General features: G+C 70.6%; 13 protein-coding genes. 9 read left to right on the forward strand and 4 right to left on the reverse strand.

Translation table 11 applies throughout. The features are described from left to right. Window positions 1-64 precede the first annotated feature (64 nt). A complete protein-coding gene (locus AB0C96_RS14960; protein WP_362917353.1) occupies window positions 65-1,609 on the forward strand; it encodes a serine/threonine-protein kinase in 1,545 nt (514 codons plus the stop codon). Between the two features lie 18 nt (window positions 1,610-1,627). Here the strand turns inward: AB0C96_RS14960 and AB0C96_RS14965 are convergent, their stop codons facing one another. Beyond that, window positions 1,628-2,428: an alpha/beta fold hydrolase gene (locus tag AB0C96_RS14965; protein WP_362917355.1), complete on the reverse strand. Its 801-nt coding sequence runs from the start codon at window positions 2,426-2,428 to the stop codon at window positions 1,628-1,630. 276 nt (window positions 2,429-2,704) lie between these two features. On the opposite strand from AB0C96_RS14965, the gene AB0C96_RS14970 reads away from it, so the two are divergent. Beyond that, window positions 2,705-3,904, forward strand: a complete 1,200-nt coding sequence (locus AB0C96_RS14970) for a CaiB/BaiF CoA-transferase family protein (protein WP_362917357.1) — start codon at window positions 2,705-2,707, stop codon at window positions 3,902-3,904. A gap of 112 nt (window positions 3,905-4,016) precedes the next feature. Here AB0C96_RS14970 and AB0C96_RS14975 read toward each other — a convergent pair whose 3' ends face one another. Next, on the reverse strand, window positions 4,017-6,404 hold the full coding sequence (locus tag AB0C96_RS14975) for an excinuclease ABC subunit UvrA (protein WP_362917359.1): 2,388 nt from the start codon (window positions 6,402-6,404) through the stop codon (window positions 4,017-4,019). Window position 6,405: 1 nt separating this feature from the next. On the opposite strand from AB0C96_RS14975, the gene AB0C96_RS14980 reads away from it, so the two are divergent. The 3 genes from AB0C96_RS14980 to AB0C96_RS14990 all read left to right on the forward strand — a co-directional run bounded on the left by AB0C96_RS14980 (window position 6,406) and on the right by AB0C96_RS14990 (window position 7,679). Then, window positions 6,406-6,528 carry a hypothetical protein gene (locus AB0C96_RS14980; protein WP_362917361.1) on the forward strand — a complete coding sequence of 41 codons (123 nt, stop codon included), beginning with the start codon at window positions 6,406-6,408 and terminating at the stop codon, window positions 6,526-6,528. A gap of 295 nt (window positions 6,529-6,823) precedes the next feature. Further along, complete coding sequence (locus tag AB0C96_RS14985) at window positions 6,824-7,252, forward strand: helix-turn-helix transcriptional regulator (protein WP_362917363.1); 429 nt, start codon at window positions 6,824-6,826, stop codon at window positions 7,250-7,252. A 10-nt stretch (window positions 7,253-7,262) separates the two neighbouring features. Continuing rightward, window positions 7,263-7,679 carry a VOC family protein gene (locus tag AB0C96_RS14990; RefSeq protein ID WP_362917365.1) on the forward strand — a complete coding sequence of 139 codons (417 nt, stop codon included), beginning with the start codon at window positions 7,263-7,265 and terminating at the stop codon, window positions 7,677-7,679. Between the two features lie 103 nt (window positions 7,680-7,782). Here AB0C96_RS14990 and AB0C96_RS14995 read toward each other — a convergent pair whose 3' ends face one another. Beyond that, a complete protein-coding gene (locus tag AB0C96_RS14995; protein ID WP_362917367.1) occupies window positions 7,783-8,211 on the reverse strand; it encodes a hypothetical protein in 429 nt (142 codons plus the stop codon). Between the two features lie 842 nt (window positions 8,212-9,053). Between AB0C96_RS14995 and tgmA the strand changes: the two genes are divergently transcribed. Continuing rightward, complete coding sequence (tgmA, locus tag AB0C96_RS15000) at window positions 9,054-9,245, forward strand: putative ATP-grasp-modified RiPP (protein WP_362917369.1); 192 nt, start codon at window positions 9,054-9,056, stop codon at window positions 9,243-9,245. Between the two features lie 6 nt (window positions 9,246-9,251). After that, the gene (gene tgmB / locus AB0C96_RS15005) at window positions 9,252-10,181 is read left to right on the forward strand and encodes an ATP-grasp ribosomal peptide maturase (protein WP_362917371.1); all 930 of its coding nucleotides are present in this window, start codon (window positions 9,252-9,254) and stop codon (window positions 10,179-10,181) included. A gap of 52 nt (window positions 10,182-10,233) precedes the next feature. Here the strand turns inward: tgmB and AB0C96_RS15010 are convergent, their stop codons facing one another. After that, window positions 10,234-11,493, reverse strand: coding sequence for an FAD-dependent monooxygenase (locus AB0C96_RS15010; RefSeq protein ID WP_362917373.1), 1,260 nt, complete (start codon window positions 11,491-11,493; stop codon window positions 10,234-10,236). A gap of 796 nt (window positions 11,494-12,289) precedes the next feature. Here AB0C96_RS15010 and AB0C96_RS15015 point away from each other — a divergent pair. Continuing rightward, window positions 12,290-12,397, forward strand: a complete 108-nt coding sequence (locus AB0C96_RS15015; protein WP_362917375.1) for a keywimysin-related RiPP — start codon at window positions 12,290-12,292, stop codon at window positions 12,395-12,397. Window positions 12,398-12,575: 178 nt separating this feature from the next. Further along, on the forward strand, window positions 12,576-14,417 hold the full coding sequence (locus AB0C96_RS15020) for a lasso peptide isopeptide bond-forming cyclase (protein WP_362917377.1): 1,842 nt from the start codon (window positions 12,576-12,578) through the stop codon (window positions 14,415-14,417). Window position 14,418 lies beyond the last annotated feature (1 nt).

The raw sequence follows: 14,418 nt of genomic DNA on the forward strand, positions 1-14,418 counted from the left end.
CGTTAAGGTGCTCCCGCAAGGTGCCAGGCGCGCTGCGGCGTGCGCGGAAGAAGAAGGTCTCACGGTGTCCGATCTGGGACGGCTCATAGCCAACCGTTACCGGCTGGTGGAGCGGGTGGGCCGGGGCGGAATGGGCACCGTGTGGCGGGCCGAGGACGAGGTGCTCGGCCGGCACGTCGCCGTGAAGAAGCTCCACGTTCCGCCGCACCTCCAGGACGACGAGGTCCACCGGCTCTACGAGCGCACCCGCCGTGAGGCCCGCAGCGCCGCGCGGATCACCCACCCCGGCGTGATCGTGGTGCACGACGTCGTCGACGACGAGGGGCTGCCGTGCATCGTCATGGAGTACGTCCCCTCGGTCACGCTGAGTGACGTTCTCAAGCAGCGGGGAACGCTGCCGCCCGGCGAGGCGGCGCGGATCGGCCGCAGCATGGCCGCCGCACTGCGCGCCGCGCACGACGCCGGTGTGTTGCACCGGGACGTCAAGCCCGCCAACGTGCTGCTCGGGCACGACGGGCGGATCGTCCTCACCGACTTCGGGATCGCCGTGCAGCCCGGAGCGCCGTCGCTGACCAAGACCGGCGAGTTGGTCGGCTCGATCCAGTACCTGGCGCCGGAACGCCTGCGCAGCCAGATCGCCGAGCCCGGCCCCGCCTGCGACCTGTGGTCCCTCGGCGCGACGCTGTACCAGGCAGTCGAAGGGCGTCCCCCGTTCCAGCGGGACACCGCGATCGAGACGGCGTACGCCATCGCCACCGACGCGTACCCGCCCCCGTGCAACGCCGGGGACCTGACCGCGGTGATCGAGGGCCTGCTGGTGAAGGAGCCCGACCGGCGCATGGACGCGCACGAGGCCGAGCGCCTGCTGGGCCCTGCGGTCGGCGACCTCGTCACCTCCCCGGAGCTGCCCACGCGGCCGGAGCGGCGGCAGAGCGGCACCGTGGCAGCACCGGCGCCGGCACCGGCGCGCACGCACGGCCGTCGCCGGGCGCTGTGGGCCGTCTCGGCGGTAGCGGTGGCCGCCACCGTGACGCTGGCCGCCACCGTGACGAGCGGCGTGCTGCCGTGGCCCGGGGACGGTGGTGGCGCCTCGGTGAGCACCGCCCCGTCGACGGCCCGCGCCTCCACCCGCCCGCCGAGCCCCACCCCTTCACCCCTGCCGCCCCTTCCCGCCGGGTACCACCAGGCCGAGGCCGGCGAGGGCTTCTCGTTTCCCGTACAGGACGGCTGGACGTCCAAGAACCTGGCCGGCGGCGAGGTCGGCTACATCGACCCGTCCGGGCTGGCCGGCCTGAGGATCAACATCGTGGAGTTCGCCGGGGCCGATCCGCTCCGGCACTGGCGCGAGACCGAAGAGGCCCAGACGCGTCGCGACAACCCGGGCTACGAGCGGGTCAGGATGTCCCCCACGACGTTCCGCGGACGGGCCGCCGGGTACTGGGAGTTCACCTTCGACGGCAAGGCACGGAAGTACCGGGCGGTGGAGCTGGCCTTCAGCGGCTCGGACGGCACCCAGTACGTGGTCTACCTCTCCGCGCCGAACGAGCAGTGGGACCGCTACCGGCCCGTCTTCGACACCGCCGTCAAGGGAATCCGGCTCCGCGATTGAGTTCCGGCGCCGGTGCCGCTACACACCGAGGAACTCCGCGACCAGCCGGCCGGCTTCCTCGCGGCACTCTTCGAAGTACGCGTGCCGGGCCCCCGGGAAGACATACGTCGCGGAGTCGGCGATACGGGCGGCGAGCAGGGGGACGTTGTCCGACGGGGTGAGCCGGTCCTCGTCGCCGTGCAGGATCAGGGTGGGCGCGCTGATGCGGGGAAGCGCGTCCCAGGCGTCGTGCTCGTTGCTGGCCACCAGGTGCCCGTGGCGGGCGTGCGGGGGCATGTCGGGGTCGCCGAGGGTCGTGTAGGGGCCGGGATGGCCGGCCCGCCAGGCGGGGGAGTACATCATGTCGATCAGGGCCCGGCGCGCGGCCCTGGGGTCGGCCGTCGCCAGGGCGCGCCGCACGGAGACGTCGCGTTCGACGGCGTGCGGGCCGCCCGGTGAGGTGCAGCCCAGGACCAGGCGCCGGACCCGCTCCGGATGACGCGCGGCGACCCACTGGGCGACCCGGCCGCCCATCGAGGTCCCGTAGACGTCGGCCTGCCCGATGCCCGCGGCGTCCAGCACCGCGATGACGTCCTCCGCGAACTGCCGTGTGGCGTAGCCGCCCTGCGGCTTGTCGCTGTCGCCGGTGCCGCGGTAGTCGAGGGTGATCGTGGTGTGCGTGACGTGGAAATCCGCCCGTACCGGGTCCCACCAGTGGTGGTTGTTGGCCTGCCCCTGGAGGAGGACGAGCGGGTACCCCGCTCCCTGACGCTGGTAGGCCAGCCCGGTGCCGTCGTCGGCGCGGGCCACCGCGTGGAGGTGTTGCGTGGGGTCCGTCATGAGCCTTCCTCCGGGGTGGTGGTGGGCGCCGGTGGCCGGGCGGAGGGCCATCTGCCGTGCCGTACGGCCGAGTTGACCCGACGGACCAGTTCCTCGGCGACGACGTCCACGGTTGCCGATCACCAACCGTCCGCGGTATGGCGCCATCACCACTTGCTATTTCACCGCCGCCGCCATGAACATCACGTGATGGTACTCCCGCGCGCGGGGCACGGAGCGGGCCGACGCCCTTGTGCGAGGCCCGGCTCCCGGTCGGTCACACCTGGAGGTCACTGCATGTCCGAGCCGCCCGAAGACCTGCCGCTCGCCGGCATCACCGTCGTCAGCATCGAGCAGGCGGCGGCGGCACCGTTCGCCACGCGTCAGTTGGCCGATCTGGGCGCCCGGGTCATCAAGGTCGAGCGCCCCGGCGGCGGTGACTTCGCGCGCCGCTACGACACCACGGTGCACGGCGAGTCCAGCTACTTCGTGTGGCTCAACCGGTCGAAGGAGTCCCTGACGCTCGATGTGAAGTCGGACCGCGGGCGGCGGGTGCTGGAGCAACTGCTCGGTGGGGCCGATGTGTTCGTGCAGAACCTGGCGCCCGGGGCGGCCGATCGGTTGGGCCTGGGCGCGAAGGCGCTGGCGGAGCGCTTCCCGTCGCTGATCCCCTGCTCGATCTCCGGCTACGGGTCCAGCGGACCGTGGGCCGACCGCAAGGCCTACGACCTGCTGGTGCAGTGCCAGACCGGGCTGGTGTCGCTGACGGGGAGCGAGCGGGAGGCCGCCCGGGTCGGTGTCTCCGTCGCCGACATCGCCGCCGGCATGTACGCCTACTCGGGCATCCTCACCGCCCTGTTCACGCGCGCGACCACCGGTGTCGCCCGGGCCGTGGAGGTCTCGTTGTTCGAGGCGCTGGCCGAGTGGATGGGGCAGCCCGCCTACTACACCCGGTACAGCGGCACCCAGCCCCCGAGGGTCGGTACCCAGCACGCCACCATCGCGCCGTACGGGGCCTTCACCGCGGCCGACGGCAAGGACGTGTTGTTCTCCATCCAGAACGAGCGCGAGTGGGTCGCCCTCTGCGAGCAGTTCCTCCAGCGTCCCGACCTGGTCGAGGACCCGCGCTTCGCCACCGGCTCCGACCGGGTGGCCCACCGCGAGGAGCTGAACGCGATCGTGGCCGAGCGGTTCCGGGCATCGGACAGCGGCGAGGTGAGCGGGCTGTTGGACCGGGCCGGCATCGCCAACGCCGGAGTCAACGACGTGGGGGACTTCCTGGCCCACCCGGTGCTCAGCGCCCGGGACCGCTGGCGGGACGTACCGATCCCCGGGGGCCGCACCGTGCCCGCGCTGCTGCCGCCCGCCGACCTGGCCGGCACCGTCCCGCGGATGGACCCCGTACCCGCCGTCGGCGAGCACACCGGGAGCATCCTGGCCGAGCTGGGGTACGGCACGGCCGACATCGACGACATGAGGGCCGAGCACGTCATCTGACCCACCTGCGGAAGACCCGTCCGCCCACGTGACCACGTAGCGAGGAGCGCGGGTGCGGGGCCGCCGGTGCGCATGGCTCGGCGCGCGGCGCCCCGTACCCGCGAGGGCCCGGTCAGGCGGCGACGTAGGCCGCGAGGTGCTCGCCGGTCAGGGTGGAGCGCTCGGCGACCAGGTCGGCGGGGGTGCCCTCGAAGACGATCCGCCCGCCGTCGTGGCCGGCGCCGGGGCCGAGGTCGATGATCCAGTCGGCGTGTGCCATGACCGCCTGGTGGTGCTCGACCACGATGACCGACTTGCCGGCGTCGACCAGCCGGTCGAGCAGGCCGAGCAGGTGCTCGACGTCGGCGAGGTGCAGGCCGGCGGTCGGCTCGTCGAGGACGTAGACGCCGCCCTTCTCGGCCATGTGGGTGGCCAGCTTGAGCCGCTGCCGCTCGCCGCCGGACAGCGTGGTGAGCGGCTGGCCGAGGCTGAGGTAGCCGAGCCCGACGTCGGCGAGCCGCTGAAGGACCCTGTGCGCGGCCGGGGTGTGCGCTTCGCCGTCCGCGAAGAACTCCTCGGCCTCGGTCACCGACATGGCGAGGACCTCGCTGATGTCCCGGCCGCCGAGGTGGTGCTCCAGCACCGAGGCCTCGAACCGCTTCCCCTCGCACTCCTCGCAGGGGGTGGCGACGCCGGCCATCATCGCCAGGTCGGTGTAGATGACGCCGGCGCCCTTGCACTCGGGGCAGGCGCCCTCGGAGTTGGCGCTGAACAGTGCCGGCTTCACCCCGTTGGCCTTCGCGAACGCCTTGCGGATCGGGTCGAGCAGCCCGGTGTACGTCGCCGGGTTGCTCCGCCGGGAGCCGCGGATCGGGGCCTGGTCGACCGAGATCACCCCCTCGTCCGCCGGGATCGACCCGTGGACGAGCGAGCTCTTGCCGGAGCCCGCCACGCCGGTGACCACGCAGAGCACCCCGAGCGGGATGTCCACGTCGACGCCGCGCAGATTGTGCGTGGACGCGCCGCGGACCTCCAGCGCCCCGGTGGCCTTGCGCACCGTCTCCTTGAGGCCGGCCCGGTCGTCGAGGTGCCGGCCGGTGACGGTGTCGGTGCCCCGCAGCCCCTCGACGGTGCCCTCGAAGCAGACGGTGCCGCCCTCGGTGCCGGCGCCCGGGCCGAGGTCGACGACATGGTCGGCGATGGCCATCACCTCGGGCTTGTGCTCCACCACGAGCACGGTGTTGCCCTTGTCCCGCAGCTGGAGCAGCAGGTCGTTCATCCGCTGGATGTCATGGGGGTGCAGGCCGGTGGTGGGCTCGTCGAAGACGTAGGTGACGTCGGTGAGCGAGGAGCCCAGGTGTCGGATCATCTTGACGCGCTGTGCCTCGCCGCCGGAGAGCGTGCCCGCGGGGCGGTCGAGCGAGAGATAGCCGAGGCCGATCCGCACGAACGAGTCGAGGGTCTGCTGGAGCGCGGTGAGCAGCGGCGCGATCGACGGTTCCGCGATGCCGCGGACCCACTCGGCCAGGTCCCTGATCTCCATCGCACAGACGTCGGCGATGCTCTTCCGCTGGTACTTCGAGGACCGGGCGCCCTCGCTGAGCCGGGTGCCGTCGCAGTCGGCGCAGACGGTGAAGGTGACCGCCCGCTCCACGAACTCGCGGATGTGCGGCTGCATCGACTCCTTGTCCTTGGCGAGCATCGACTTCTGGATCCGCGGGACCAGGCCCTCGTACGTCATGTTGATGCCCGCGATCTTCATCCGGGCCGGTTCGTGGTGGAGGAAGGCGTGCAGCTCCCGCTTGGTGTACTTGCGGATCGGCTTCTCCGGGTCCACCAGCCCCGACTCGGCGTAGAGCCGGTAGTTCCAGCCGCCCGCCTTGTAGCCGGGGATGGTCATCGCACCGTCGGCGAGCGACAGGGAGCCGTCGTAGAGCTGACCGAGGTCGAGATCGGTGACCGAGCCCCGGCCCTCGCAGCGCGGGCACATGCCGCCGGTGCGCTGGTAGGTCGCCTTCACGGCCTTCTTGTTGCCGCGCTCGACGGTGATCGCGCCGGCGGCCCGGACCGAGGCGGTGTTGAAGGAGTACGCGCTGGGCGGCCCGATGTGCGGCGTGCCGAGCCGGCTGAAGAGGATGCGCAGCATGGCGTTGGCGTCGGTGGCGGTGCCGACGGTGGAGCGCGGGTCGCCGCCCATCCGCTGCTGGTCGACGGAGATCACGGTGGTCAGGCCGTCCAGGACGTCGACCTCGGGACGGGCCAGCGTCGGCATGAAGCCCTGCACGAACGCGCTGTACGTCTCGTTGATCAGCCGCTGCGACTCCGCGGCGATGGTGTCGAACACCAGCGAGCTCTTGCCCGAGCCGGAGACGCCGGTGAACACCGTGAGCCGGCGCTTCGGGATCTCGATGCTGACGTCCTTGAGGTTGTTCTCGCGCGCGCCGTGCACGCGGATCAGATCGTGGCTGTCGGCGGCGTGCAGCGCGGACGACCGCGGGTCCGTCTTCCTGGCCTTGCTCATCGTGTCTCCATCTGATGGGGCGGGAACCGCCTCGGCGGCCGCCGTCGGCGTCGCCCGGCTCGATCCGACCTGGTGCGAACAGTACGTCCGGTTCTGCTTCGTCGGCGCGGTGCGGCAACGGTAGCCGTCGATCCGCTTGGTGTCGGCGCCGCGGCGTCCCGGTGGAAGGGCGGACGGCCGAGCGGAGCTCGTCGAAGCGGATCAGGTTGCCCGCGGGATCTTGGCAGGCACAGTCGCGGAGCCCGTACGGCTGCACCCGTGAACGGTGATGTCCATGACGGTCAGGCTAGGTGCGGCTCGATGACCGGCGCTTCTCCATTCCTGATCGGTCCGGTCACCCGCATCGCCGGGCACGAGGCCTCCCCGCCACCGCGCCCACGACGCCACAGCGCCCCCGCGCGCTGTGCGAGACTGATCCGGTGAGACGCCAGGACCTCGACGACCTCGTCCGGCTACGGCGGGCCCGCGACCGGATGGACCGCGACTACGCCGAACCGCTCGACGTCCCGGCGCTGGCGCGTGGCGCCCTGATGTCGCCGGGCCACTTCTCGCGCAGCTTCCGCGCCGCTTTCGGCGAGACGCCCTACAGCTACCTGATGACCCGCCGCATCGAGCGGGCCAAGGCGCTGCTGCGGCGCGGCGACCTCACGGTGACCGAGGTCTGCTTCGCGGTCGGCTGTACGTCGCTGGGGTCGTTCAGCTCGCGCTTCACCCAGCTGGTCGGCGAGAGTCCGAGCGCCTACCGGGCCCGCAGTCATGACCATGCCGCCGCCATCCCGGCGTGCATGGCCAAGATCCACACGCGGCCGGTCAGGAATGGAGAAGCACACCCCGCCGCTCGGCCGTAGCGTGAACGGCATGGATATCACGCTTTCCCAATGCTTCATCGCCGTCGACGACCATGACAAGGCGATCGCCTTCTACCGTGATGTGCTCGGCCTAGAGGTGCGCAACGACGTCGGGTACGAGGGGATGCGCTGGGTGACCGTCGGATCGCCCTCGCAGCCGGACGTGAACATCGTCCTGGAGCCGCCCCTCGCCGACCCGAACGCCTCGCCGGCCGACAGACAGGCCATGGCGGAGCTGATGGCCAAGGGCCTGCTGCGCGGCGTCATCTTTGCGACGGACGACTGTGACGCCACCTTCGAGCGCATCAGCGCCGCGGGCGGCGAGGTACTACAGGAGCCCATGGACCAGTTCTACGGTGTCCGCGACTGCGCGTTCCGCGACCCCGCCGGCAATCTCTTGCGCTTCACCCAGCCGCTCGGGAAGTGAGCTCGCGGGGTGGGGACCGTAGCGGCCGTCCGCAGGGGGCGGCCGCTACGGGTTCCGCTAGGGGTTCTTCTAGGGGTTCCGCTACGGGTTCCTCAACCCCCGGCTACAGGACGGCAACGGCCTCCTGACGGGCGTAGCTGAACCCGTCCTCGTCGAAGTAGAAGACGGCGACCTTCACCTTGTCACCCTTGGCGAAGTGCGAACCGGCGGCGGGGCGCAGGGTCACCTGCGTGGTGTGATCCTTGTAGTCGCAGACGAGTTGGGCCTTCTTGACGGTGCCCGCGGCGATCGACTCGTCGTGCCCGGGCCGGTCCAGCGCGGTGGCGTTGGCGACCAGTTCGTGGTTCATCCCCGGGTCGCAGGAGTACGTCACGTTCGCCCGGAGGCCCGGTGCGTGGAGCGAAACCTTGGTGAGGGTCAGCACGTTGGCCTTGGCGGCGGCCGACGGAGCGGTGGCCAGTGCACCGGCCCCGACCAGGGCGCTGAGGGCCGCGACCCCGGCGAGGCGGTGCCGCAGACGTACGGTGTTCATCGAGTCTTCCTTCCCCCCTGCGCCGTCACCGTGGCATGGTCTCGTGGAGGATTCTCCGGTTGCACGGTGACTGCGACAGTTGTTCGTTTTGGTGAGTGATCTTATGCGTTTGACCGGCCGCGTCGCCAGACATTGACGACGTCGTGCCGGCCGGCTGTGGTGGCGATCCGTCAGGGCCGCGTCGGTGAGGTGCCGTTCAGGACGCGCCCGTCCCCACCGGGAGGTGGGCTGCGCACCGGGCGCCCGCATCCGCCGTCCCCCTCCACCATCCGCCTCCGACGCGCGCCTTCAACGCACGCCTCCGACGCAGGCCTTCGACGCACGCCTCCGACGCGCGCCTTCAACGCGCGCATCCACCGGCCCGTCCACCGTCCGTTTCCGCACCCGTACCCGCACTCGCATCCGTATCCGGATTCACAATGGCCTCGGCCATATCTCTTTCAGTGGCCGGATGGTCGCTCGGAGTTCTGATCGAGTCCGGTGGGTGGGTAAAGGCCGCCACCTGCCGCTCGGTGCAAGTCCTGCGCATACTCATCGTCGAGTAGGGATCAACTCACCGCAACGATTGACGCTTCAAGCCAAGCATGCCGAAGTGCCCTGCTGTCGTTGTGCTTTCACGCCCGGGTGGGAATACGCGGTGTAGTGCTGTTCTCACGCTCAGGCGGTACGGATCGTTCCGCAAATGCATTCCGGCGCCAACTCCGTCAAGGGATTCGCGGAAAACAAGCAAAGGTGGCAACTATTGTTCGAGTCGTTGCGTCATCTGTTCAGAGTTGTCCGGTGAGATACCCGCCCCTGACCGTGCCATGTGGGGCGGAATACGGGGTCTTGAAGGAGAAGGTATGCGTCCGTTCGCGTTGAGTTACGCCCGCCCGACGGTGAAGTCGGCGGCCACCACTCCGTACACCTACGACGCCACGCGTCAACTCAACGTCCTGTCCGACGGTCGACCGGCCACCAGCAGCCGGGCGGTCCTGTTGGCCACCGGCACCACCGCCTCCACCGCCGGGTCCAAGACCCACTTCGACGACTGAACGTCGATGACCGTTCTTGTCCTCACCTGCGAGGAAGACTTGACCGCGGACATGGTCGTCGCGGTCCTGAACGACCTCGGCGTGCCGCTCGTCCGCCTCGACCCCGCCGACCTACCCGGACGGGTCGACCTCTCGGCGGACTACGTCGGCAACGACTTCCACGGCTACCTCAGAACGGACGAACGCATGGTGAGCCTGAGCAGCCTGCGTTCGGTGTGGGTCCGCCGGCCCGGCACGCCGGCCAGCCGTGCAGAGGAACGGTCGACCTGGCTCACCGCGGAGTCCGAGCAGGCGCTCTACGGCATGCTCGCCTCCACCCGGGCCCGCTGGATGAACCATCCCACGGTGGCCGGGCGGGCCCGCTACAAGCCGTGGCAGCTCCGTATCGCCCAGCAGAGCGGCTTCACCGTGCCGGCCACGCTGATCACCTCCTTCCCCGCGGTCGCGCGCCAGTTCGCCGCCACGTATCAGGACCTGGTGGTCAAGTCGGTATCGGGGAAGCACCCGGACGATCCGCCGATGGTGCTGCCGACCACCCGCATCAGTCCGGACGCGGACTTCACCGCGGTCGCGGCCGGGCCGACCCTGCTCCAGGAGCACATCCGCAAGTGGGCCGACATCCGACTGACCTGCGTCGACGGCCAGCTCTTCGCGGCTCGCAAGGAAGCCGACCTGGAGGTGGTGGACAGCCGGTTCGTGGAGAACGGCGCCTGGAAGCCCGCCGAGGTCCCCGACCAGGTCCGCCGTTCGGTACTGGCCTACATGTCCACCGCTCAACTCGCCTACGGGGCCTTCGACTTCGCTGAGGACCGGAACGGGACCTGGTGGTTCCTCGAATGCAACCAGGGCGGCCAGTTCGCGTTCATCCAGCTCGACACCGACCAGCCCATCGCCCAGGCCATCGCCGCCTGGCTGGCCGCGGATCCGCTGGCCTGAGCGTGCCGGATCGCCCGGCCCCCGCACCGCGGCGTGGACCCGTCGTGGCGTCTCACCCGGTCGTGGCGGTCGGCCGGTTGGGCTCGGCCGACCCGGCGCGCCCTTCCTCCAGGGGGTGCAGACCGTAGTCGGGCAGGGCGATGTCCCCGGCCTTGGCGAACTGCGCGGCGAGCAGGTTCCGCATCGGCCAGCGGTTCATCGAGCGCATCGAGAGGTCCCGCAACCGGATGGCGAGCACGGTGGAGGGCGCGTACCCCGAGGCGCCGCCGGGCGGCAACTGCTGGGCCTGGTCGACATAGGGGCGCATGACCCGGTCGTAGTTCCGGAAGGCGATCCGGTGGTCGCCATCGGCGGCGGCGAGCTCACCCGCCAGTACGTAGGCGCCGACCAGGGCCAGGCTGGTGCCCAGGCCGGTGAGCGGTGTGGGGCAGTAGCCGGCGTCGCCGAGCAGCGCCGTCCGGCCGCGGGACCAGTGGTCGAGGCGGACTTGGCCCATGGAGTCGAAGAAGAAGTCGGGCGCGGTGCGCATCGCCCTCAGCAGGCGGGGGACCTCCCATCCGGCGCCGGCGAAGCGTTGCGCCACCAACTCCTGCTGCGCGGCGGGGTTGCGGCGGTCGTAGGCGATCGGCGCCGATCGGAAACTGAGTCCCGCCTTGACCTCACCGGGGAGCCGCCCCGGCCGAGCCGAGGCGACGAGTCCGCCCGGCGCGTTGTACATCTGGAACCAGCCTTGGAGGTCCATCTCCTCGGTGACGGTGAACCACGCGGTGTAGAGGTCCAGCGGGCGGATGTGGTCCGACTCCGGACCGAACGCCAGGGCGCGCACGACAGAGTGCAGCCCGTCCGCCCCGACGACCAGCCCGAATCGACGCGGGGCGGCCTTCTCGAAGGTGACGGTGACCCCGTCGTCGTCCTGGTCGAGCCCGGCGATGGTGTCGTCGAAGAGGTACTCGGTGTCCGGCGCGGTGGCGTCGTACAACAGGCGGGCGAGGTCGCCGCGCAGGATCTCGATCTCCGAGACGATGCCCTCGCCGCCGAAGCTGTCCGCGGGCAGCCGGGCGGTGAAGCGGCCGGAGGCGTTGACGAGTGCCAGGCCGCGCTGGTCGACGCTGAGCGCCCGTGCGCGGTCCATCAGGCCCATGCGCGTGACGACGGTACGGCCGGCACCCCGTAGGTCCACGGTCTGGCCACCCGGCCGGAGTGTGGGCGCGCGCTCGACGATCGTGACGCTGAAGCCCGCCGTGCTCAGCCAGTACGCCAGAGCGGTGCCGCCGATGCCGGCGCCGGAGATGAGGATGTCGGTGTTCTGCATAGTGCGGCGTGTACGTAGTAAGCAGAGGGGCAGGCAAGCGCGATTGCCCCTCTGTTAGCGGGAGTACTTGAGGCAGTGCACTAGTGCTCGGAGGGTCTCTGTCGGGGGTGTTCGGGGTCTGCTCGGCTCGACGGCTGTGGTGGTGCACCTTTGGGTGCACTAGTGCGGGATGGGGGGTGGGTGAGTGGGGGTTCCAGTAGCGGTCAGGTGTGGTGGCGGGGCTGTGGTGGTGGGTCAAGGTGCTGCGGCGCGGGCGTTCGCGGGCGCTGGATGCGAGTGGTGGCGTTCGGGGGGTGTGGTGCGCCCCGGAGGTGCGCGGTCGCCACCGAGGGGTGGTTGAATCGCGAAGTGAGGCGGACGTTCCGCTTGTTCGGTAGTGACGGTTGGCTTCCGCTTTGTGCCCGTACGGGCCGTGAAGGGGTCCGTAGATGTGCGTTTTTTCGAGCCTTTTGGGGGCGCGCGCCGAGAAGTGGAGGGCGCACGCAGTGCTTTGATGCCGGGGGCGTGCGATCAGTCTGAGCCGTTGCCCCATTGCTAGGGCGGGGAGGTCATATTTAATATCCGTGCATGGATATGCGGGACCGAGAAAACCGCAACCGGACCTCCTCCGTGTGGAATTCGTCTGCGCAGGCACGGTGGAGGTAATGGCCCAGAAAATGCCCACGGGAAAAGGGCAAGCCGTCGTCCGCTCGTGTTCTCCCGACGGCTCGCCCTCCGGTTCGGTACCGCGAAGCCCCGCATCCATGGCAGGTGACCTGCGGCTGAACGTCCCCATCGAAGAGAGGAAAAGAAAGCCATGACGTACGAGCGTCCCACCCTGGCCAAGGCCGGCAGCTTCCGCAAGGTGACGGGTCTCGCCTCCAAGACCGCGAAGGACGTCCTCGGCGGGCACAACCTCATCTGAGGTGGTTCGCGGGCCCCGCTGTCACGGGTTGATTCCTGCGGAATGTGACCGGTGACGAGCGGGACCATCCCTGGGATCGGGGGGTGAAGTCCTGTGCCCTATAGGGGAATTCACCCCCCGATTTCCGTTCGTTCACCGCGTCTTGCTCACCGTACCGGCGACCGGAGGCAAAGGAACTGTGAATCGCTGTGCATTCCTGTCCGACATATCGACATGGTTCCTCGTCCTGCCCGACACCCCCGACGAGGCGGTCGAGAAGATCGTCGCGAAAGCCCGCCCCCATGCCCTCCAGGTCATATCGCACCCCTCCGACCGGCCGTGGTTGCTGGGGCGTTGGCCTGAAGGCGCCCTCACGGTGGGCGGCGCCGGTGACGCCCGGGTGGCGGTCCTCGGCGAACACGCGGTGACGACGGCCGAGGCGACGCGCGCCGCCGAGACGGTCCTGACCACCGGATCCCCGGACGTGCTCGACCGGTTCGCCGCCGCCTGGCCCGGAAGCTTCCATCTGCTGGCCCGTTCCGCCGACGCAAGCCTGCGCGTACAGGGCGGTGTGGTCGGTGTGCGCAGGGTCTTCCATGCGCGGGCCGGCTCCACGGCCGTGGCCTGCGACCGCGCGGATGTGCTCGCCGAGCTCCTCGGCACCCACCTCGACGAGGAACGGCTCGCCCTCCAGCTGCTCGCCATGGGCCTGACGTACCCGCTCAACACCGTCCCGCCCTGGCGCGGCGTGGACACCGTGCCCGTCGGCCACCAGCTGACGGTGGGCCCCGACGGACCGGCCCGGACGCGGCGTTGGTGGACACCGCCCGAGCCCGACGTCCCCCTGCACGAGGGCGCCGCCCGCTTCGCGGCGGCGCTGACCACGGCCGTCGACGTCCGCACCCGGGGGCGCTCCTTCGTCACCTGCGACCTGGGCGGGCTGGACTCCACGGCCGTCTGCTGCGCCGCCGTGGCCGGTGGGGCGAAGGTCGTCGCCTACACCGTCGCCCTGCACGACCCGCTCGCCGACGACACCGTCTGGGCACGGCGCACCGTCGAGGCGCTGGGCGTGGTCGAGCACCACGTCCTCGAAGCGGACCATGTGCCCCTGACGTTCGAGGGCCTCGACACCGTCGACGAACTTCTCGACGCGCCCTCGGCGATGGCCGTGGACCACAGCCGGCGGATGAGCGTCGTGCGGGCGGCGGCCGAGCGCGGGTCCGGTCTGCACCTCACCGGCATCGGCGGCGACGAGCTGCTGAGCGGCGGGGCGGCCCGCCTGCACCACATGGTCCGGACCCGTCCGCGCACGGCCCTACGTCACCTGCGCGGCTACCGCGCGAAGTACCGGTGGAGCCGGCGCCGGATGGTGGGTCAACTCGTCGACCGCCGCTCGTACTCGACCTGGTTGAAGCAGGTCGCCACGGACCTCGGCGAGCCACCGTCGTCCGCCGACGTGCCGGTCCTCCAATGGGCCGAACCGGCCCGGATGCCGCACTGGACCACACCGGAGGCGGTGGCCGCGGTGCGCCGGCAGATCCTCGCCGCGGCACCCGTCACAGAGGCCCTCGCCCCGGACCACGGCGCGCACCGTGAGTTGGCCACCATGGAGGCCATCTCCCGTTTCGTCCGCCACATGGGACAGTTGGCCGGGCCGTGGGGGATCGTGTGCTCCGCGCCGTACTACGACACCCAGGTCGTCGAGGCGGCGCTGGCGATCCGACCCTGGGAACGGATCACGCCCTGGCGGTACAAGCCCCTGATCGTGGAGGCGATGCGCGGCATCGTCCCGGAAGTCAGCCGGGCCCGCGCCACCAAGGCCAACGCCTCGCTCGAAGAGGAGGTCGGCCTGCGGGAGCACCGCGTCCGCCTGCTGGCCCTGTGCGAGGACTCCCGGCTCGAGCGGCTCGGCCTGATCGACACCGCCGTGCTGCGCGACTGGTGCAGGCGACCGCTCGATGTGGAGACCGAGAGCGCCCTGCTGCACACCACCGTGGCCTGCGAGTTGTGGCTGCGCGCACGCGAGGCAAGGAACCTCTGAA

It is taken from the genome of Streptomyces sp. NPDC048506 (genome assembly GCF_040651315.1).
GTDB lineage: Bacteria > Actinomycetota > Actinomycetes > Streptomycetales > Streptomycetaceae > Streptomyces.